Source organism: Chitinophaga oryzae, from assembly GCF_012516375.2.
In the GTDB taxonomy this organism is placed as follows: domain Bacteria; phylum Bacteroidota; class Bacteroidia; order Chitinophagales; family Chitinophagaceae; genus Chitinophaga; species Chitinophaga oryzae.
Genome location: NZ_CP051204.2, coordinates 3457338 through 3477950, shown reverse-complemented (window position 1 = coordinate 3477950; position 20613 = coordinate 3457338). Strand labels below are relative to the sequence as shown.

General features: G+C 48.1%; 17 protein-coding genes and 1 tRNA gene. 6 read left to right on the top strand and 12 right to left on the bottom strand.

Going from position 1 to position 20613, the window contains the following annotated elements; genetic code table 11:
• Window positions 1–212 precede the first annotated feature (212 nt).
• The 3 genes from HF324_RS14510 to HF324_RS14500 all read right to left on the bottom strand — a co-directional run bounded on the left by HF324_RS14510 (window position 213) and on the right by HF324_RS14500 (window position 6088).
• On the bottom strand, window positions 213–1397 hold the full coding sequence (locus tag HF324_RS14510) for a FecR family protein (RefSeq protein ID WP_168860133.1): 1185 nt from the start codon (window positions 1395–1397) through the stop codon (window positions 213–215).
• Window positions 1398–1498: 101 nt separating this feature from the next.
• Window positions 1499–2107, bottom strand: a complete 609-nt coding sequence (locus HF324_RS14505) for an RNA polymerase sigma factor (RefSeq protein ID WP_168803164.1) — start codon at window positions 2105–2107, stop codon at window positions 1499–1501.
• A gap of 216 nt (window positions 2108–2323) precedes the next feature.
• Window positions 2324–6088: a DUF3857 domain-containing protein gene (locus HF324_RS14500; RefSeq protein WP_168860132.1), complete on the bottom strand. Its 3765-nt coding sequence runs from the start codon at window positions 6086–6088 to the stop codon at window positions 2324–2326.
• 253 nt (window positions 6089–6341) lie between these two features.
• Between HF324_RS14500 and HF324_RS14495 the strand changes: the two genes are divergently transcribed.
• From HF324_RS14495 to HF324_RS14485, 3 genes are all read left to right on the top strand, one after another.
• On the top strand, window positions 6342–6623 hold the full coding sequence (locus HF324_RS14495; protein ID WP_168803162.1) for a hypothetical protein: 282 nt from the start codon (window positions 6342–6344) through the stop codon (window positions 6621–6623).
• 90 nt (window positions 6624–6713) lie between these two features.
• Window positions 6714–7457: a helix-turn-helix domain-containing protein gene (locus HF324_RS14490; protein WP_168803161.1), complete on the top strand. Its 744-nt coding sequence runs from the start codon at window positions 6714–6716 to the stop codon at window positions 7455–7457.
• A 9-nt stretch (window positions 7458–7466) separates the two neighbouring features.
• Entirely contained in the window at window positions 7467–8732 is a 1266-nt protein-coding gene (locus HF324_RS14485; protein ID WP_168860131.1) for an FAD-dependent oxidoreductase, read from the top strand.
• A 59-nt stretch (window positions 8733–8791) separates the two neighbouring features.
• Here HF324_RS14485 and HF324_RS14480 read toward each other — a convergent pair whose 3' ends face one another.
• The gene (locus HF324_RS14480) at window positions 8792–9184 is read right to left on the bottom strand and encodes a RidA family protein (protein ID WP_168860130.1); all 393 of its coding nucleotides are present in this window, start codon (window positions 9182–9184) and stop codon (window positions 8792–8794) included.
• Between the two features lie 79 nt (window positions 9185–9263).
• Entirely contained in the window at window positions 9264–9923 is a 660-nt protein-coding gene (locus HF324_RS14475; RefSeq protein WP_258539527.1) for a helix-turn-helix transcriptional regulator, read from the bottom strand.
• A 517-nt stretch (window positions 9924–10440) separates the two neighbouring features.
• Here HF324_RS14475 and HF324_RS14470 point away from each other — a divergent pair.
• Both HF324_RS14470 and HF324_RS14465 read left to right on the top strand, forming a co-directional pair.
• The gene (locus HF324_RS14470; RefSeq protein ID WP_168860128.1) at window positions 10441–11946 is read left to right on the top strand and encodes a T9SS type A sorting domain-containing protein; all 1506 of its coding nucleotides are present in this window, start codon (window positions 10441–10443) and stop codon (window positions 11944–11946) included.
• 30 nt (window positions 11947–11976) lie between these two features.
• A complete protein-coding gene (locus tag HF324_RS14465) occupies window positions 11977–14496 on the top strand; it encodes a phosphocholine-specific phospholipase C (protein WP_168860127.1) in 2520 nt (839 codons plus the stop codon).
• A 156-nt stretch (window positions 14497–14652) separates the two neighbouring features.
• Here HF324_RS14465 and HF324_RS14460 read toward each other — a convergent pair.
• Window positions 14653–14736 (bottom strand) — tRNA-Leu (locus HF324_RS14460).
• 159 nt (window positions 14737–14895) lie between these two features.
• Here HF324_RS14460 and HF324_RS14455 point away from each other — a divergent pair.
• Window positions 14896–16167 carry a hemolysin family protein gene (locus HF324_RS14455; protein WP_168860126.1) on the top strand — a complete coding sequence of 424 codons (1272 nt, stop codon included), beginning with the start codon at window positions 14896–14898 and terminating at the stop codon, window positions 16165–16167.
• Here HF324_RS14455 and HF324_RS14450 read toward each other — a convergent pair.
• The 6 genes from HF324_RS14450 to HF324_RS14425 form a co-directional block, all read right to left on the bottom strand.
• A complete protein-coding gene (locus tag HF324_RS14450; protein ID WP_168860125.1) occupies window positions 16154–16897 on the bottom strand; it encodes an ABC transporter permease in 744 nt (247 codons plus the stop codon). The genes HF324_RS14455 and HF324_RS14450 overlap by 14 nt on opposite strands.
• An 18-nt stretch (window positions 16898–16915) precedes the next feature.
• Window positions 16916–17695 carry an ABC transporter ATP-binding protein gene (locus tag HF324_RS14445; RefSeq protein ID WP_168803154.1) on the bottom strand — a complete coding sequence of 260 codons (780 nt, stop codon included), beginning with the start codon at window positions 17693–17695 and terminating at the stop codon, window positions 16916–16918.
• Window positions 17696–17824: 129 nt separating this feature from the next.
• Entirely contained in the window at window positions 17825–18460 is a 636-nt protein-coding gene (locus HF324_RS14440) for a response regulator transcription factor (protein ID WP_168803153.1), read from the bottom strand.
• On the bottom strand, window positions 18457–19248 hold the full coding sequence (locus tag HF324_RS14435; protein ID WP_168803152.1) for a sensor histidine kinase: 792 nt from the start codon (window positions 19246–19248) through the stop codon (window positions 18457–18459). Before HF324_RS14435 ends, HF324_RS14440 begins: the two co-directional genes overlap by 4 nt.
• Window positions 19218–19856, bottom strand: a complete 639-nt coding sequence (locus HF324_RS14430; protein WP_168803151.1) for a hypothetical protein — start codon at window positions 19854–19856, stop codon at window positions 19218–19220. Before HF324_RS14430 ends, HF324_RS14435 begins: the two co-directional genes overlap by 31 nt.
• A gap of 18 nt (window positions 19857–19874) precedes the next feature.
• On the bottom strand, window positions 19875–20420 hold the full coding sequence (locus HF324_RS14425) for a hypothetical protein (RefSeq protein WP_168803150.1): 546 nt from the start codon (window positions 20418–20420) through the stop codon (window positions 19875–19877).
• Window positions 20421–20613: the final 193 nt, after the last annotated feature.

Here is a 20613-nt window from a genome sequence, read left to right as displayed (position 1 = left end):
GAAACGGAAATCGATTCCGGCTTGGTTCCAAGCGGGTAAAATCATACTTTTGATGTTGGGTGATTAATAAATGATCATCAGCGTGATGTTTAAATTACCCGCAGCACCTGGTGTTAGCAGCACCAGGCGCCGATCCTGTTCATTAGCAGTGAACAGGATTTTTTACGGGATGGCTATACGAATGGTTGGTTCGTCTCTTTGTTCATGGTAGTTCAGGGATACACGGTTACACGCCGTCCTTCCAGCCGGAAATGTACTTTTCCGGTAAGTTCCAGAATCCTTAACGCTTCGGCCGCATTGGCAAAGCGAGGTATCTCCGCATAAAACTGTTCATTCACCTCTCCTGCATATATTACTTCTATATTATACCATCGGCTTAATTGCAGCATGATCTCCTTTATCGGGGTACCGTTAAAAAGGAACCTGCCGTTTTTCCAGGCTATCGCTTCATTGGTGTCTGCCTGTGTAATGGTCACCTGCCCCGTGCGCCTGTTGAGGGCTGCCTGATAGCCCTGCTTCAGCGGCAGGCTGACGTTATGATGTTTTACCACTACTTTGCCGCTAAGCAGCGTGGTGTTCACAAATGCCTCGTCGGGGTAGGCCATCACATTGAAGCTGGTCCCCAGCACGGTCAGCTCCATGTCGTTTACTTTTACGAGGAACGGTTGGGCGGCGCTGGCCGATACTTCGAAGTAGGCTTCGCCGGTGAGTTCCACTTTTCGTGTTCCTTCCGGGAACATGTCCGGATAACGCAGGCTGCTCATCGCGTTGAGCCATACTTTGGTGCCGTCTGCCAGGATTACCCTGAATTGCCCGCCTGCGGGGACTGCCAGCGTATTATAGGATGGTTTGGCTCCCTGTACGGCCAGCTGCTGATAGGTCACCAGCCCGCTGTCCGTTTTAACGATACGCACGTTACTCCCGGCTATGACGGTGTTGTTCATGGTGCTGTCCAGCGGGATCACCGATCCGTCGGCCATAGTCAGCGTGGCCCTGTTGCCACCCGGTGGCGCAACGTCCTTCTTCACCGCCTGGGCCACCGCCGGTGCGGGAGGTGTCTGCGGGCGTGACTTCCACACGATATACCCGCCTGCCAGTGCCACGATGGTCACGGCGGCGGCGACATATCGCCACGTCCTGCGCATCGGGCGTATGCGGGCGGTTACCGGCCCTGTCTCTTCCTGCCTGCCCAGGATATCGTCCAGTATCCGGGAAGAAGCCGTGGGCGTCAGGTCCGCCACAGGCTCGTAATGGGCCCATGCACGCTCCAGCACCCGCTGCAGCGCAGCATCGTCGGCGGACTGTTCTATCCAGGCGGCCAGTTCTCTTTTCTCAGCCGGCGTACAGGTCTGCTGAAAAAATTTCGCCACAAGGTCATCTATTCTTCCTTCGGACATGGAAACAGGTTTAATAGGTAATGCCAGGTGTTAAAAATGTCCCTGGATACCAGTAAGACAATCAAAAAGCGGGATATGTCTAGTGTAATGGAAAAATTTTTTCAGAAGGGGGACTTTTCAGAAAAGCTGAGCAACAGAAAGAATACCGGCAGCAGGTCGGTATGATTGCCCAAACCCGTGCGCAATGCGTGGAGCGCCTGTACCAGGTGTTTATTCACGGTGGAAGGGGAAATATTCAGCAGCTCGGCAATTTCTTTGTGTTTCAGGCCCTGTTCCCTGTTCAGGAGATATACTTTGCGTTGCTGCGGAGGCAGGGAGCCGATAATTTCGTGTACCCGTTCGCGCAGGGCCTTGAATTCTATTTCTTCGTTGGAATCCGTAGCCGGTGTTGTTTCCTGCCGGCCGGCTTCTTCTATGGGTAAGAGCGTAGCCCTGGCCATTTTCCGGAAATCGTTGATGGCCTGGTTTTGCGCCATGCGGAAAAGATAACTGTTGAAGTGCGTGATAGCCGCCAGTTTATCACGTTCTTTCCAGAGTTTGAAGAACACTTCCTGCACGATGTCTTCTGCAGCCGCGGCGCCGTTCAGCGGCAGCATGAAACTATACAGCTTCCGTCCGTACTTCCTGAAAAGTGCTTCAAAAGCTGTTTCGTCTCCTGTAGCCGCCGAAGCCAACAGTACCTGTTCATCCCGCTCACCTGACATATTCATTATAGTCACTCACTTGTTTCTAAAAATCGCATCCTCCGTAATGGAACTATAAAAATAGAGAATAACATGATAGTATTGGCAATAATTTACAAACCAATCCGCCAATTAAAAACAAAGCCTTGCAGGGAGCTCCTGCAAGGCTTTAGCCGGCTGTCGCCAGCCGATACATTATATGTGATTATCAATATATTAAATAATCTAATTTACAACAATAAATTATTTGAATGAGATGTATTTCTGCTCCTCTTTGATAATGCCGTTGAAAAATGTTTCCAGTTCCTTAAATGCGGCGGGGGCGATCGTTGTATTACTTTTTGTTTTAAAATGTCTGTTGATAATCAGGTTGTTGTCGTCCGTCTTTTTAAAGTCCAGTGTGTAATTCATGTCATTTAGCCGCAGGCTGGTGCCGGAGGGGACCTGTTCAAATTTCTTTCCTGCCGGTAAATGTACCACCAGGTCGGTATAATAATCTTCTATCGATTCATAGTCGGCATATTCAAACGGATGTTGTCTGGGCAGCGGCGTAAAGATATTCGCGGTGGCAACTACGTCCATAAAAGTAGGCTTGATCATGCTGAAGTCTCCTACGCTGATCACTTCGTCTTTTACCGTGAAATAGGTATCCAGCCAAACGGTATCTGACAGGTTATCGAGATTTCTGAATGACAGGCTGTCCAGCACTACTTGTTTTTTGAATGAGCTGCTGACATTATTTTGTATAGCGTCCCTTGCCTCTTCGCTGGTGGCATGCTGATAGGTACTTCTCATGGCCGCAGCCACTTCACCGATATACGCGCAGCTTGATTTAGCGCTGAGGCTATTGTCTTCCAGCGTAATGTCCATCCGGCGGCGTATTATATTGGAGGTGAAGTTATCCAACGGCAAGGTGGTGATTTTCTCTCCCGCCTTGTATTCGTAAGGGATGTTGAGCACCTGTGCGCCTACCAGCCTGCCAGGCAGTGCATTAAAGGGAAGCGTATTGTCCGTCAGTTCCTGGTAGTATGTTTTGTTGTTTGCTTTGAAGCTGATGATACAGTGGTTAAAATCCAGCGATGGCAGCTGCATGTTGCGCTGACCGTATCTCCTGGTGCTCACCAGGATCAGGTTTGCCGGCAAGCCGGCTTTGCGGGCAAATGCAAGGAAGAGTGTCGACAAATCCTTACAGTCTCCCAGTTTCGTTAACAGGGTTTTTCCTGCTTTTTGGGGGACGTAGGCGCCCTGCCGGAATGAAACAGAGCTGTAGGAAATATTTTTCTCTATGAACTCATAAATTTTCCGGGCTTTGGCCAGATCGTCCAGGCCGCTTACTCCTGCCGGGAACAATTCCCTGAAGGCTTCATTGATCTCAAAATCTTCCTTCGATTGTTCGCGTGTAACATCACTGTACCATTCCGCTATTACATCCCAGTTTTTGACAGTAGAAAGGTGCAGTACCTTTCCCACATCATTGATGCTGGGCATATAACTTTCATTCCGTACCGGCGGAATATTGTCTTCCCTCCAGCTGTACAGTTTAAACTTTTCGTGCTGTGTTATCTTTGGCTTGATATTACCGCCATTCACATATTCATAATTCAGGGGGATGGTGTCAGCTATCAGCAAATTATAACTGGAGATATTGACCGGCATGAAGTCAGCGAAATAGAATTTATCCCAGTATTCACGGCCAAGGCGGCCGCTTCCGGTGCTTTTCACCTTATAGCTGTAGTAGATCACATCCCCTTCATTCAGTTTGGTGAATACCAGTTGATTCTCGTCTGTTTCAGCGGGAATCTTTGCGCCTCCCGGTTTAATTACTTCTGCTTTTACTATAGACACGGTCTGGTAGACACTGTTGTAGGGTATGGAAATCTCCTTCCAGTGATCGATCCCCTTTTTGTTATTAACGACAACGGCAGTGTTAAAGGTTTGTTCCCCCGCTCCTTCCGGATATACGATTACATTTTTCTCGTCAAAAATGTAAGCATAGGCATGGGTGGAGTCGTGGGGTTGCTGTATATACTTTTCTATCTCCTTGTAATAATCCAGCGCAGGAAAATATTTGTCTACCTGCGGCTTATTTTCCAGCATACGCAGTTGTTCGCGGTAGTCGAAGCCTCCGGCATATAAAGCCAGCGCTTTCCTGAAATATGCGATAGCGGAATCGGTTTCTTTTTTCTGGAGATAACAATGGCCCAGGTCTCCCAGCGGCAGATGGTAATAAGGACTGATCTGCCGTTGTATGTTGAGGTAATGAATAGCAGAATCGTATTGCTGGCTGGCAAAGTAATATTTTATCAGTTTGCTGTATTCATCCAGTTCATAAGGAGCCACCTGAATCAGTTGTTTCATCTGGTTGACGGCTGCATCTGTTTTTCCCTGGTTAAGGTATACGCTGGCCAGGAATGATGCTGTGCTATAGCCGTACTGCCGGTTGCAATACGTTTCCAGCACTTTGAGTGCCGCAGCAGGATCGTTGTTCATGCTGGCTTCATACTGGTACATTGTCTGCACCAGCTCCTCGTCTTCAGGATAGGCAGCATACGCTTTTTTCAGCAACTGCACCATGCTGTCGATCTTCCCCTGCGCGGCTAACAGCTGCATTTTCTTTACGGTTGTGACCCGTTGCTCTCCCTGCATGCCGACCAGTTTGTCCAGTACTTCCATGGCTTCCGCATAACTCTTTTCCTCTTCCAGCTTGACAACTTTAGCATAAAGGGTCCAGTAATTATCCGGCAACAGTGTTTTAAAGGATTCCAATGCTTCCGCATAGCCCGTCCTGTCGTTACTGCCTGACATACAGTCCGAGTAGTAGTTCGTGATAAAAGCATTTTTGGGGTAGGTCTTGTAAAATTTTGCCAGTGCGGCTTTGGCTTTGTCCCATTCCTGGTTACGGATATAAACCCTGCTTAATAACACCGCGTTAATAGGGTCCTGCGGGTGTGCTGCCAGTTGCTTTTTGAAATAGGTTTCCGCAAAATGCGGGACCAGTACCGGCTCATCTTTCTGCGTATCCGGCTGATAAGGCGCCGGGGATGCCTGGCAAACAATCCCTTTCACCGCTTTGTAATCATTATCTGTCAGCCGTACAATATAATTGGGCCGGATATTCTGTTTTGTGAAGCCGATCTGCACCAGTATCCTGTTAAAGCCCTTTTTCAGGCGCACCCTGGTTTTCCACCAGTCCAGCTCTGTGACTCTTTCTTCCGGCTGGCTGATCATCAGTTTATCATTCACCCACACTTTCAGGGCGCCTGTGCCACCCAGGCACAACAGGGGCTCCATATCCGCAGGCGCGTTTACAAAAGTCTGCGCATATCCAACGGCGTTGCTCACCGGGAAATAGGCCCCTACGTAGCTCCAGCCCTGCCCTGTTGCATACAGCGGCTCAAACCAGTTTACCGGGCTGTTATTATTGCTGCTGATAAAGGCGCCGCCCTCCGGTTTGCGTACCGGCCCGAAGTCCTTATCAAATCCGCTTCCCATGAGATTATCAAAGGGACCGGTAAAAGCCCATTTTTCTAATGCGCCGATACGGTTAAAGAGCGGCTGGGCGAGGTCCATCCGTTTGCTGACCAGTTGATGCATGCCCATAAAATAGGAGGCGGCGGCATTCAGGGACCCGTTAAAGTTCACAGTATCCGACAACACTTTTTCCAGGTTCTGCAGTTGCACGCCTTTTTTAAGTCCATAGCTACCCAGTACCGGCTCAAAGAACCACAGGGCGTAGGTGTAGGGCGCGGGATTGCTTAGCTGTTGAAGCGGATTAAAATAGCGTGCGGTAAAATCCCGGTCGAACCCGGTCATATTGTTGAGTAATATCAGCGTGGCAATGGCGCTGTTTTTTTGGGGTCCACCGGATTTGATTGTCTTTTGCAGATAAGTGGCAGCAGTGACAAAATCATTTTTTTGGATAGCCTCCCAGGCTTTTTCATAGTCCCCCGCCATTAAACCAAAGGGGAACAGGATTAACAAAATAAAAGAACAAACAGTTTTTTTCATCGGTAAAGGATTTAACGGTGGCGAAATTACAAATTAATCACGCTCGCTGTATTCCTTTACACCTTCCGCCGGCCTACTTATCAAGACCGCTGCTTCCGGGAACGAGGTTAACCGGTATGCCGGGCTACGCGGAAAAACCCGGAAGCAGGCTCCGCAACTGACAGGCGAAAAAATGTTAATTCACTTTGTAATTCAAAGTGCTTTTTATAATTTTAAATCCACACATTGATTTACGCTTTGAAATATGCTTAACATGGAAACGAAAACACTGAGTGTCGTTACCGCGCTGTCAATGATATTTACCCTTACTGCAGCGGTACTCAGCATTGCCGGTATTGCCATCACAGGTTTTTATCCGGCGATAGCGGTATTCCTGGTATTGGCGCTGATTCCTATCGCCTCACGGCTCTACGCTAAGAAAATGAAAGGGAAATACAATACCCCGCTGATCGTCCTCAATTCACTGTTGATATTGGTGGTGTTATGGATGGCGTTCGTCATAGTGCATGACCGTGTGCTGGGCGATTGTTGCTGAGGTTTTCGGGAGTGACTTTTGAGCCATTCCAGGCGGGCTTCAAAATAAAAACGTAATTTTATCAACGTACATCATCTGTCATCAGACGGCATGGAACTAAAAAGCATACAACCCGCTAAAAGCCTTACCGATTTTGTTGAAAGCATTTGGATGCTCCGGAATGACTCTCCGGAAGAGAAAGCCATTATTGTACTGCCGGACGGCCGGTTCGATATCATTTTTTCTGCCGCCGCCGGCGAAGATTTCCATGCTACGCTCCGTGGCCTCGACACCCATCCTGAGCAGGGCGTCATTCCGGGTAACATGACCATGTTTGCCGTTAGTTTTAAATTACTCGCCGTCGAATATTTACTCGATATTAAAATGGCCAGCGTATTAAATGAAGGACAGCGGCTTACAGACGGGTTCTGGAACATCGGCCCTGCCGATCTCGCTGACTTCGAAAGTTTTTGCGCCAAAATTTCAGAGACGATGTCCGGTCTGATCAAACCTGATATCGACAATCGTAAAAAAGAACTATTTGACCTGATTTATACCTCCCAGGGCACGCTGACCGTACAGGAGCTGTCGGACCGTGTAGCCTGGAGCAGAAGGCAGATCAACCGGTATTTTAATGAGCAGTTTGGTATTTCTTTAAAAGCGTACTGCAATATTTTCCGCTTTAAGGCCTCCCTGCAACAAATTAAAGAAGGACGGCTTTTCCCGGAATTGAATTATACCGACCAAAACCATTTTATTAAAGAAGTCAAACGGTTTTCGGGCGTGGTCCCGAAAGAGCTGGCTAAAAATCAAAACGGCCGTTTTATACTATTATCTGAGCTATCGCAGCAATAGTTTTGCGATATGAAAATTCAAAACAAAAAAATAGCTATTATCGGCGGCGGTCCCGGCGGATTGACCTTAGCACGGCTTTTACAGCTCAAAGGCATAGCGGTGAAAGTTTACGAACGGGATATTCATAAAGATGTCCGGCTGCAGGGCGGCGCGCTGGACCTGCATACCGACTCCGGCCTGGCCGCGCTCACGAAAGCCGGCTTAATGGACGCATTCAAAGCCAACTACCGGCCGGAAGCAGGGCTCATACGTGTAGTGGACGACCAACTGCAGATACATTTCGATGAACACCAGCAAGGCAAAAAGCAAACTTTCGGGGACGATGACCATCGGCCGGAGATCGACCGGGGTCCACTCCGGCAAATCCTCCTGAGCTCGCTGGAGCCCGATACTGTCGTCTGGAACAGCCATCTCCTGTCGATGGAAAGAACAGAGGATGGCTGGAAACTGGTTTTCGAAAACGGTCACACTGCTACCGCAGACCTGGTCATCGGGGCAGATGGCGCCAACTCCAAGGTCAGGCCCTTCGTCACCCCTGTCCAACCTTACTGGACGGGCATCACCATGCTGGAAGGGTCGCTGAAAGACGGCGCTAAAACAGCTCCCGTCATCAGTGAATTATTGAAGGGAGGAAAGATGTTCGGTTACGGGAAAGCACAAACGCTGATCGTCAGTTCCAAAGGCAATGGCAGTTTCGGCTTCATGGCCAGCTTTAAATCTTCCGAACAGTGGGCGAAGGAAAGCGGTATCGACTTCAAAGATAACCAACAGGTGCTCGCCTGGTTCAAAAGGGAATTTTCCGCATGGAGCCCTGCCTGGTGGGAACTCTTTGAAAGCCCGGATACCGTTTTTATTCCGCGGCCGCAATATTGCATGCCGCTGGACCAGCGATGGGAGGCAAACGCCGATATCACCCTGTTGGGAGACGCCGCGCACTGGATGCCCCCTTTTGCCGGCGAAGGGGTGAATATGGCCATGCTGGATGCATTGCAGCTTAGCGAAGCGCTCACCAACCCGGCGTTTAACGATACCAGACAGGCGATCGCCTTTTATGAGCAGCAGATGTTTGCCCGGTTTGCTAAGATAGGCCAGGCTACGCTGTTTAATACCAAATGGATGCATCAACCCAATGCATTAAAGGACATGCTGGCGATGTTTGGCAAAAATAAGCCGCAGCAGGCAGTGTTTTTTATGAAGTACCTCATGCAGATAAATGTGATTCCATTCATCCGGCGGATGCTGGGATGGGCGCCTGTCCAGGAGGTATTTCATTGAAAGGGAAAAGGCTTATGAGCTTAAGCTCACAAGCCTTTCGATGTACGTTAACCAAATAATTACTTTACGACTGTCGCTTCCAGCTCCACCGTCAATGCAGCAAACAGTTCCCTCACACCCAGTAAAGTGGTGGCTTGCTGAATATTGTATTTTTGGATGAAAGGCACATACACATCCATACAGCTGGTAAAGAACTCCTGTGTCGATGTGGTGTAAACGTTCAGCCTAACAATGTTTTTGCATTCATAACCCGCTTCGTTGATCAGCTGTTCGAGGTTCTGAATGGTTTGGACCAGCTGTGAACGCATATCCGCACTGGACGGCATTCCATTGCCATCTATCGCCGCCTGTCCGGAACAATAGAGTGTTCCTGTAACGTTTTTTACTTCAACGGCCTGCACCGAATTGGTGTTTTTGCCCCATTCCCAGGGATCGAAAGTCTGCTTTTCCATCTTTTTTACCTATTAATTGTGATTGATGGAACAAAGCTAAAACGGGGGTGCGACAGCCTTATGTCAGGGGTATCAAAAATTAATGATACTTATCAAAATATTCCTGCAGGGTCATTTTATGTGGTGTAAATCTCTCTGTAAGGGTTTCCATTCTTTTGATTCTGTCGGGGCGGAAGTACCTGAATTCTTTCCGCAGCCGGCACCAGGCAATCAACAACCAGTTGTCGTTGGTGCTGACCAGGGCAAATGGCTCGATGGTCCTGCCGGTGGTCTTGTTTTGCCCGTTGGTGTATTCGATTTTTATTAAACGAAAATTGGTCAGTGCGTTCTGTAGTTGCGAGATATTATCGCTGTTTCTCTCCCTGTTTATATTCTGTTCAAAACGTGTTCGGTCAGCCAGCAAATTGGCTTTATCTTTTTCTGATTGCCGCAGAACTGCTTTTATTTTGTCAATCGCTTCCATGTAGTCCCTGATAAAAGAAGCGTCTTTATTTTTGAGCACCAGCTGCGCTGCCAGAATGAGGGCATTGGCCTGACTTTCGGAAAACATCACGGGAGGAATTTTATATCCTTCCATCAGGGTATACCCTTTCCCTTCTTCCGTAAGGATAGGTACACCCGCTTGCTCTAAAGCCCTGATATCCCTGTAGATGGTCCTTACATTTACACCAAATTTATCTGCGAGATCAGGAGCTGTCAGCAATCGTTTTGTCTGTAATTGTGTTAAAATTGCGGTCAACCTTGATAGCCGCTTTGTATTATTATCGTTCATATTTAATGCGTAATCGGCACCGGAAAAGCTTTATCAATTCTATACCCCCTCCTCTATCGACACCTCATTTACTTTTTTCCTGTTTTAAAATCGATCCGGTATTTTTTAATCTTGGCAGCAGGTTAAATTCAATTTCAAATATATCGGAAGTTTTCCAATATCCTTTCAAGGCGGTAAGCGTTCAAACTGAAACTTATTAATTAAACAAGTTTAACGGGTTGCAGCGTCAACTTTCCTAACCCGGTAATTACCCTGCAAAGGGGCCTGATACTTTCTTACTGGCAGAACATACCAGCAGGGAATAACTTCCTCAATATTAAATCAATGTTAACTCCTTCTTCCGTTAGGGTATAATGGTATACCAACGGTATCTCCTGTGTACACAACACCGATGAATCAAGAACAGTAAAATTCATCTCTGTTGGAGGCCTGAAGACGCCTTTATTGTTCCGGTATGCCATGCTTAAATTGAAATATAAAATTTATGAATCCAGCTGTACGAGTTTTACCAAACACCGTGCTTACAATCACCTGCATTGCCTTTCTGCTAGCTATCCCCCACCTTTTACATGGGCAGGCCATTCGTTTTACTTTTGACGCCAGCACCTACAGATGGCCCAATAGCTCTCCCGGGAAGGTCATTTCAGCTGATTTTGACAATGACACGAAGGATGAAATAATTGTCGCCAGTCCTAAGCAGAAGAAGCTTTACATATGGGAGGGAATTGCGGGAGGCGAAGGGCAATCCTGGAGGATGAAAGATAGTATTCCACTGGAGAGCAGGATGCTTTCTTTTTGTATTGGCGACATTGACGGTGATTCAAAGAACGATATTATCACCTTGTCTGATAGAAAGGGGAACAATAGTATTATTGACATATTTCTGAACGGGTCGGCCCCGGGGTCAATCAAATTTGAAAAAAAATATAGTATCGGGACGAACGGGCCGGCCTATGATGTCGCTGCAGAAGACCTTGACGGAGACAACAGAAAAGATCTTATTGTAGCTGATTTTGACAAAAAATCGCTGACATTCCTGGGTAACGCTACCGACAGAGGGATGATATCTTTTTCAAGATCCACCTATAATTTGGGAATACGCCCTAACTATTTTGTTGTAAAAGATATCAATGGCGATAAAAAACCGGATTTGATTATTTCCGACTATGACAAAAACGCCATGTTCGTTTTACAGAATTCCACTTCATCGCAGGCCAGCATATCTTTTACACAGGTTGATAAATTGACTACGGGAAGTGGGCCTATTGCCTGTGCCGTTGAAGATCTGGACGGCGACAAAATGCCGGATATTGCTGTTGCAAACTTATTTGGCAATTCGCTTTCCATTTACATGAGTGTATCGTCGCCAAACGGTCATGCTCATTTTGCAGATGCCAACGTACCGATAACTATTAAAAGGCCAAGCTCACTGGCAGCCGGCGACCTGGATGGCGATGGCATGCCGGAGATCGCCGTCACCAGCGAGGAAGATAATAATACTGTTATTCTGAAAAACTATTCTTCGCTGCATAACATATCACTTGACAAAATCAGTGAAATACCTGTCGGTAAGGCTCCGCAGCATGTTTATATGAAAAAGGCCGGCAAAAGCAAACAGCTGGATTTAATAGTGTCCAATTCCCGCAGTGACAACTTTCTTGTTTTAAAGCACCTACAGGAAAAGGAGCGTCCGTCACCGGCCGATACTGTTGTCCTATCAAAACAGGACGGGAACCCAACCGAAAAGATAACCATATACCCGAATCCTGCCAGCTCGATAATACATATTTCATTCAGTTCTTCCGCAAAAAGGTCCGGGCCGATGCTCATCAGAATTATTAATGCCTCGGGACAAGAGGTGACACGGGAACGTCATGATGCCACCAACTTGATAACGATGGACATCAGCAGGCTCGCCGCAGGTTTTTATTGGTGCCAGATAAGCTCACCGGGGCATTATCCCCAAACCCTGCGGCTGATTGTAGAATAATCATCTTAAACGTTCATAACAAAAGTTAAAATGGAATCCAGACGCGATTTTATTAAAAAACTGACGGCTTTATCCGGAAGCATGGCCCTGGGTAGTCTCCCTGGCGCTGTTCAGAGAGCATTTGCCATCAACCCCGATCCCGGTACCACCTTTATGGATGCCGAGCATATCGTGTTTTTAATGCAGGAAAACCGGTCATTTGATCATTTACTGGGGACGCTTCGGGGCGTGAGAGGGTTCAATGATCCCCGGTTCCTGCGGCAGAAAAACTGCAACCCCGTCTGGTTGCAAAGTGACAGCCAGGGAAATACCTATGCACCGGTTAGATGCGATATCAAAAACACCAATGTTACCTGGTCAGGAGGCTGTCCGCATGAAGTGGAAAATCAGATAGGGGCAAGAAACGCCGGATTTATGGATAAGTGGATAGATCAGAAAACGCCGAAAACAATGCAATATTTCACTCGTGAAGACCATCCGTTTTATCATGCATTGGCGGATGCCTTTACAGTATGCGATCATTATTTCTGTTCATCGTTGACTGGCACATCATCCAACAGGTCCATGTTTTGGACGGGCAAGCTTAGAGGTCTTAATATTTGTGATCTGCAGTTGTGTAGGACAAAGGAACATATGGACAATACACTGTTTTCATTGCCAGGCACCTGCACCTGGGAGACATTCCCGGAAGTATTGCAGGCCAATGAGGTTTCATGGAAAGTCTACCAAAACCAGACTTTTGTAAATTATCTTCGACGGGATGATATTGAAAAAGCGCTTCCGGGCATTTTAAAGCAGTTTGAATCGCAGCCGGCACCGGCATTTCATGCATCCTCCGATCCGTTTGAAGCGATACTACAGATACCTGAGATGATAGCGGCCGCGCTTAAGCCATTATTCGAAATTGCCGCGAAAACTTATCTCAACACTGATGACCTTAAGATAAAATGGTTATCAAACTTTTCTGACAACGTATTGGAATCGTTTCTTAACTACTATCCTTTATTAACGGAAGAAAACAGAAAGGTTTTCAAAGAAGCCCAAAGTTTGTGGGAGAGTTTGGCCCCCAAAACGCGGGACCTGCATAGCAGGGCATTTACAACCAATATCAAGGACCCGTTATATAATTGCCTTAAAGAAATCACACTGGATGACGGAACAACCATGTCGGTACCCGCCGGTGATATTCTTTATCAATTCAGGCAGGACGTCCGCAATGGCGAATTGCCAACGGTATCCTGGTTAGTGGCTCCTGAAGTTTTTTCAGATCATCCGGTTTCTCCGCAATATGGTCCCTGGTATGTTTCCGAAGTGCTGGATATTCTAACATCAAAACCCGAGGTCTGGAAAAAGACCATCTTTATCATAAACTTTGATGAAAATGATGGCTTTTTTGATCATATGCCACCTTATGTGCCTTCTGTTCAGGGAGCGGGTAAATGTTCCCCGGGCATAGATACTGATGAAGAACTGGCAAAGGACTTTAACAGCCCCATTGGCCTGGGGTATCGGGTACCGATGCTGGTAGTGTCCCCCTGGAGCCGTGGCGGCTGGGTGAATTCACAGGTACTGGATCACACTTCCACCCTGATGTTCCTGGAAAAATTTTTAAATGCCAAAAAAGGCAATAATAATATTCAGTGCAGCAACATCAGCCAGTTCAGGCGAACTGTTTGCGGAGATATCACTTCCGCCTTCAGGCCCTATAATGGCGAAAAGATAGTATTTCCGAAACCTGTTGACAAAGAAAAGTTTTTCGCACAGGTAAGGAGGGCAAAAACCAACGCGCAGCCAGGCACTAATTTGTTGAACCCGGATGACATAGAAGGGATTAGGAGCGATGTGCTCAATAGTACCTTGTTGCCCAAACAGGAGGAAGGCATAAGGCCGGCCAATGGGTTATTATATCAATTATATGCTGAAGCATGCGCGGATAAAAGCAAAAATCAGGTTACTATAGCATTGGGGGCGGGAAACGAAATCTACGGCCAAACCTGCTGGGGGGCCGCCTTCCATGTTTATTGGGGTTTTGATGACAAAAAACCAAGGTCCTATGTAGCAAAGGCTGGAGCAGGCATGCTTACAGACTCCTTTAATCTTTCCGATTTTGATGATAATGCTTATCACATCGTTGTTCATGGCCCTAATGGTTTTTCAAGGGAATTCTCAGGGACCGTTCAGGACCCCGGCATTGGTATTGCATGCACCTATGAATTCGCGCTGCAGGACGCCCGGACTTTAACCGGAAACGTTGAAATAGTAGTTAAAATTCAGGATAAATCCATCAGCTGCACTCATCTTGTTATTACAGACAATGCTTACGGACAACCTGACATTATGGTGCCCCTTCGAATCAGTCGCTATGATGATACGATTACACAGGTCATCAACCTGGAGCATTCACTGAACTGGTATGATTTCACCGTCAGCATTCCGGGGAATAAAAAATACTACAGACGATATACCGGCCATGTAGAAACAGGGCTGCCCGGCTACACAGACCCGTATATGGGGCGTTGGGACGGCGCAACTAAACCGCCTTTAACATGATCAGGCACCGGCATAATGATGTTGTTCATTTCTATTGATGCGGAATGGACATCTATGCCCCTGGGAAAAGCCCGGGGCTTTTTCATGCTTTAGCGTCTCTGAATTATTTTAATAAAAAAAGGCTTGTAAGATATACTTACAAGCCTTTCATTGTAGTGCCCAGAACTGGATTCGAACCAGCACACCCTTGCAGGCGCTGCGACCTGAACACAGTGCGTCTACCAATTTCGCCATCTGGGCAACTGATATTGTGATCAGGGAGCGCAAAGATAAGCACTCATTTCATTTCTCCAAAAATTTTACTGATATATTTTTTCAGACAGCACCTTTAAACAAGCTGAAAACCAGTACTATAAACAATTATAGCAGATAGTTGTTATCCAGTAAAGCGAATAACTTATGCTGTCTATCATCATCATTATCGTTCTCATTGCGCTCAACTTTTACTTCTCTCTCGCGGAAATAGGCCTGATATCGGTTGATAAAAATGCCCTGACCATACAGGCCAATGGCGGTAATCAGCGCGCCGCCAGCGTACTCCGGCTGATAGACGACCCCGATGAATTCCTCAGCGCGGTCCAGGTGGGCATCACTTTGGTAGGCATACTGGAAGGGCTATACGGCGGCGACATGATGGCGGCACTGCTCGAACCTGTGTTCCGCTCCTGGCACCTGGGCAACTATGGCGCCCATCTGCTGGCACTGCTCATCGGCGTAGGCTCTATCACCTATCTCACCATCGTCTTCGGTGAACTCATCCCTAAAACGCCCGCACTGCTCAACCCGGAAAAGATATCGTTTATCATCACACCGTCCATGATCATCTTTTCGAAGATCACCTACCCTTTTATCAAACTGCTGACCTCCAGCACAAAGTATATCCTCGGACTGTTCCATATCAATACCATCAGGGAACAGAAACTGACCGACAACGATCTGCGCGGCATGCTGATCCTGGCTTACAAACAGGGACTGATAGAAAAAGGCGAGTTTATGCTGCATAAAAATATCTCCACCGCCTATGACCTGCCCGCGGAAAACATCATGACGCCGGCCAGCATTGTCACCGTGGTGAAAGAAGACATGTCCCGCGATGAGATAACGGCCACGGTCCAACGCAGCACGCACCGCACCTTCCCGGTGATGACGGCAGGCAACGACATCCCCGGCGCCCTCATGATCAAGGATTTTTTCCTGCAGCCGGACAAACCGCTGCGGGAGCTGATCAGCCCCGTCTCCTACCTGTCGCTCAACCAGGGCATCTACGATATGTTTCAGCTATTGCGCCGCGAGGGCACTATTATGGGGATTGTGCTCAACGAATACGGGGAATTTGAAGGCATCGTCACCTTCCACGATATCGTGTCGGGGCTGCTGGGCAACCTGCCGGGGTATAACACCAAAGAGCGGATACTGCAACAGCAGCCGGACAAAAGCTGGCTCACCAACGGTATCACCCGGCTGTCTTTTATCAGGGAGACGCTGAACCTGGAATGGCTCCGCCCGTACGAAGAGGAAGATATTACCGTAGCAGGACTGCTGATCGGTAAACTGAAGCACATTCCTCAACCCGGGGAAAAGGTAACGCTCAACCAGCTTACCTTCGAAGTAAAAAGCATGAACAAACACCGGATTGAGGAAGTAATTATCAGGGAAGTCAGTTCCACTTAAAAAACCGGATGCCCAGCACGCCAAACACTGCGGTATATCCCAGTGTGGCCAGCAATGCATAGGTAGCATGCAGGTCCCATGTTTCGGGCTGCAGCGCTGTAGCGATCACCCGGTTGACCACACCATAAGGCGACCACTGCACCATCTCTTTCACCACATCGCCCAGCACGCCGAAATTACCCAGCATGCCCACCATGATGAAAATAAAATACACCAGCCGCGTGGTGGAGTTCACCGTCTCCGGATTTTTAATTAGTCCCACGATCAGCTGACCAAGGCTAAGATACAGCGCACCACCCAATACAGCGGCGAAGAAACCTGTTACATAACCCAGCGGCGGCAGCGCTATTTTATCTACCAGGTTACCGACGGCAAAAATGGCGATGGTCATGACCATAATGGTCGCCAGCTGCACCAGGATACGGCTGCACATGATGGTCCATGCGGCCACGGGCCCTACCCGCAGCCGCTGAAACACGCCTTTGTCGCGGTCGCGCGCAATAGAGTTGGTATAGCCCAGCAGACCGATGCTGATAAGACCGATGGTAATGCCGCCGGAGAGTACATAAGCGCCACCCATCATGTTCACCATCCCTTTCCAGGAGATGACGATCACCACAGGGACCAGCAACACGAGCCGTAAAGAACGGCGGTTACGCCACAGCGTGGTAAAATCTGCCCGTAATAAAGCGGACATCACAGCAGAAGTCTGAGGTATTTTGGTTTGCATAAAGTACGGATTAAGGAGTTAGGAACGGACAGCCCTGCCGGTGAGGCCAATAAATACATCTTCCAGCGTGATCTTCCCTTTGCGGGATACGGCGATCACGTCCGGATCGTTGCGGTGCGCCGCTATCAGGGCTTCGGGCGTATCGATGGCTATCACGCGGCCATGATCAATGATAGCTATGCGGTCGCACACCGCTTCAGCCTCTTCCATGGAATGAGTGGTGAGCAATACAGCATGGCCTTTTGCTTTGATGGCTTCGATACGGTCCCACAGCTGCCTCCTGGACTGCGGGTCCAGGCCGGTGGTAGGCTCATCCAGCAGCACCAGCTGCGGATCGTGGATGGTGGAGATGACCAGCGATACCCGCTGTTGTTGTCCGCCGGACAACTGACCAAAACGTTTGGTACCGGAGTCCTGTAAGTTGATTTCTACCAGCTTCTCCTCTACTTCTGCGGGGGTCATTTCTTTGCCATAGATACCGGCAAACAGCCGGATGATCTCGGCGACGGTCAGTTCCGCCTGAAAACTGGTGGATTGCAATTGTACGCCCATGTTGGCTTTGGCGTGAAGGGGCTGTTGCAGGATGCTGAAGCCGGCTACGCTGATTTGCCCGCCCTGCGGCCGCAATAATCCCTCGATAGCGCTCAGGGTACTCGTTTTTCCGGCGCCGTTAGGTCCCAGTAAACCAAAGATTTCACCGGACGCTACGGTAAAGGATACACCTTTGACCGCCTGAAAAGGGCCATAGGAAACACTTAGCTGGTCGACCTCCAGGATTGCCCTTTGTTGATTACTCATGTGCTGACTCGATTTTGGATAAATGAACAGGTTGCAATGATACAAAAATCAACAAAGGGCGCAGGAGAAATAAGGTAAATGACCCGTACAGGTCGGTAAAGTACAATTTTCGGCCGGTAAAGGGGCCTGTCAGAGAGATACCAGCTGCCGCCGCAAAGCCTCCAGCACCATACCGGTGCGGCTTTGTACGTTGAGCTTATGGAAAAGGATTTCGCGGTAACCGTCAACCGTACGCTCGGAGACGTTCATCTTTTGTGCGATCGCCTTATAGGTAAGGTCGCTGCAGGCGAGGCTGAGAAATTCTTTCTCCCTTTCGGTGATGGTCTCCTGCTGTTCGGACTGCAGGATCAGCCGGCGGTAGTTGACATTGGAGGCGTCGTTGTGATAGTAGCCTGATTCATGTATCTCCCGCAGGGCTTTTTCCAGTTCTACCGGATGAATGTCTTTAAGCAGATAGGCACAGCAACCGGCTTTGAGCATGGTGATAATGGTCGTGTCATTTTCCTTCATGGACAACGCCGCGATCCGGATGCCCGGATACTGCTTCTGTAACAGCGCGGTCGCTTTGGGTCCGTCCATGACGGGCATGTTCACATCGAGCAGTACAATGTCCGGCTGGGCAGGCAGCGCTGCAATTTTGTCCAGCAGCTCCTTTCCGTTGACTGCTTCTGCCACAATACTAAAGCCGTTAAAGCCCGCGATGAGCAGGCTGAGTGATTTGAGGAATAACTGATGGTCGTCTGCGATGGCAATTTTGATGTTCATAACTGATTTGGTTCAACGGGTAATTTTATCAACACGGCAGTACCTCCTGCATCCGTCACTTCCCAGTTGATCGATCCGCCCAATAGCTGGGTGCGGTGCTGCATGTTCCGGATACCCAGGCCGGTGGCGGACATACCAGCTTTGTCAAAGCCGGCGCCATCATCTGCGATGATCAGCAGCAATACCCTTTCGGCTATACGCAGACTGATGTCTATCACTTGCGGGCGGGCATGTTTCAGGCAGTTCTGCATGGCCTCCTGAATAATACGGAACAGAATGATCTGCGGTTCGGACTGTAGCGGCAACTCCGCCAGTTCGTGGGTAAACTTTACTTTAATGGTACGACTGGCATTAATACGGGCCACTTCGCTCTTCAGGTTATCGATCAGACTGAACTGATCCAGCCACTGGCGGCTGAATGATTTGGACAGCGCGCGCAGGTGATGAATGGCCGTACTGAGGGTGTCTTCCGCGGTCTTCAACATTTCCGGTGCATCGGTCAGGTTACGCTGAGTAACATTGATTAACAATTTGGTGCTGGTTAACAATTGGCCAATATCGTCATGAAGCTCCTGCCCCAGGTGGGCAAAGGTTTCTTCCTGTATTTCAATCTGTGACCACATCAATTGTTTATCATACTCTTCTTTCATTAATTTAAGCTGATGCAGGTAAGCCTGTTGTTTTTTCTTGTAATTGATGATCGCCGCAATCACTATCAACCCCATGATGATAAACAACAAGGTGAGTAATATGACTGCTACGAAGAAATCTTGTTTGACCGGAAGCATATGATGCTTTTTATCAGCATAATATACAACAGGTAATTGGATAATGAGTTCAAAATCGCAAAAAGATGTTTGGCGGACCGCGCATCACCGGCCAGTAACAGGTTGTAAAAGCCGTTGACACACATGGACCCCGCGAAATAAAAGAAAAACGCGAGGGTCAGCCAGAAATCGGGGTGCCGGAATATAGACGCTTCACTATTGGGGGTAATCGAAAAAAAGGACAAAAGGCACCAGCATATGACCAGGAAGCTTTCAATGGTGATATTGATACCCGGAAAATAACGCCAGCCGCCGTAAACAAAGCTGTGTGCGAGTGACACTATCCCAAACACAAATATCGACACCCACATCAGCAACCGCCAGCGCTCATCCTTGATCCCTGACCGTAAAATAATTGTTATCAGACTATATTCCAGCACCACAAAAAAGTGGTATACAATAAAGAAATGGGAATCACGCTTTCCGATCATTTCTACCATCACCTCTGATAATATGGAGAAACCCAGTAACACCGCCAGCTGCCTCACCTGCGTATACTGCAGGTTAAACAGGCTAATGGCAAAACATGTCACCAGCATCGCATAGTATCCATAGATCCATCCGTTCATTCAGCGCAACAATTTTTTTTAGCAGTTTTCTAAATCAATCGGCGTTACCGCTCCGAATGGATGCCCACTGGCCTTCAGGGCAGCAAACAGCTGGTTCATCAATTCCTGCTTTTCTCCGCCGTTACCTCTTTCTTCAATGCCCGGGTCGCCAGGGCCGCTGTCCAGCACACCTGCTGTAGCTTTCTCCAGCAGAACAGGAAAACCAATGTTGACATGATTGGCATCCAGTCCCTCGCCCATCAGGCTCAGTTTGTTGTTTTCTTCCGGAATGACAAAATGAAAGCGTACAAACTCACATCCGGGCTGGCTCAGCAACCGGAAGAGGGATGCCTTGCTAAACTCTACTGCGTACACGCCCTGGAAAAATTCTTTTACCTCAGGATTCTGGGAGAGGTACTGGTAAAAATGAAACAGCATTCCGAAATAAGCACTCACGGTAACCGGCATCCCGTAGGTTTTGGGATCCCCGGTAAAAGGCATGTTGGAGTCCAGGGGGATAGTAGTATTCTCAAGATACCCCTGGCTATTGGCGGTATAACCGCTGACAATCATTTTGTCGCTCATGTTGTTGTGTTTAGTGGAAACAAATATTCAACATTTTTTTCATGCTTATACCGGGGTTTTCCCCGGGTGTCTCCCCGGGAGATTTCCTGTTACCTGCTATCAATAATATATAAATATCCTGACATGAAGAATTTTCCTCCTGTAACCCGCTCCGCTAAACCTTCCATGATCACCCGCTTTTATTTAAATTGCA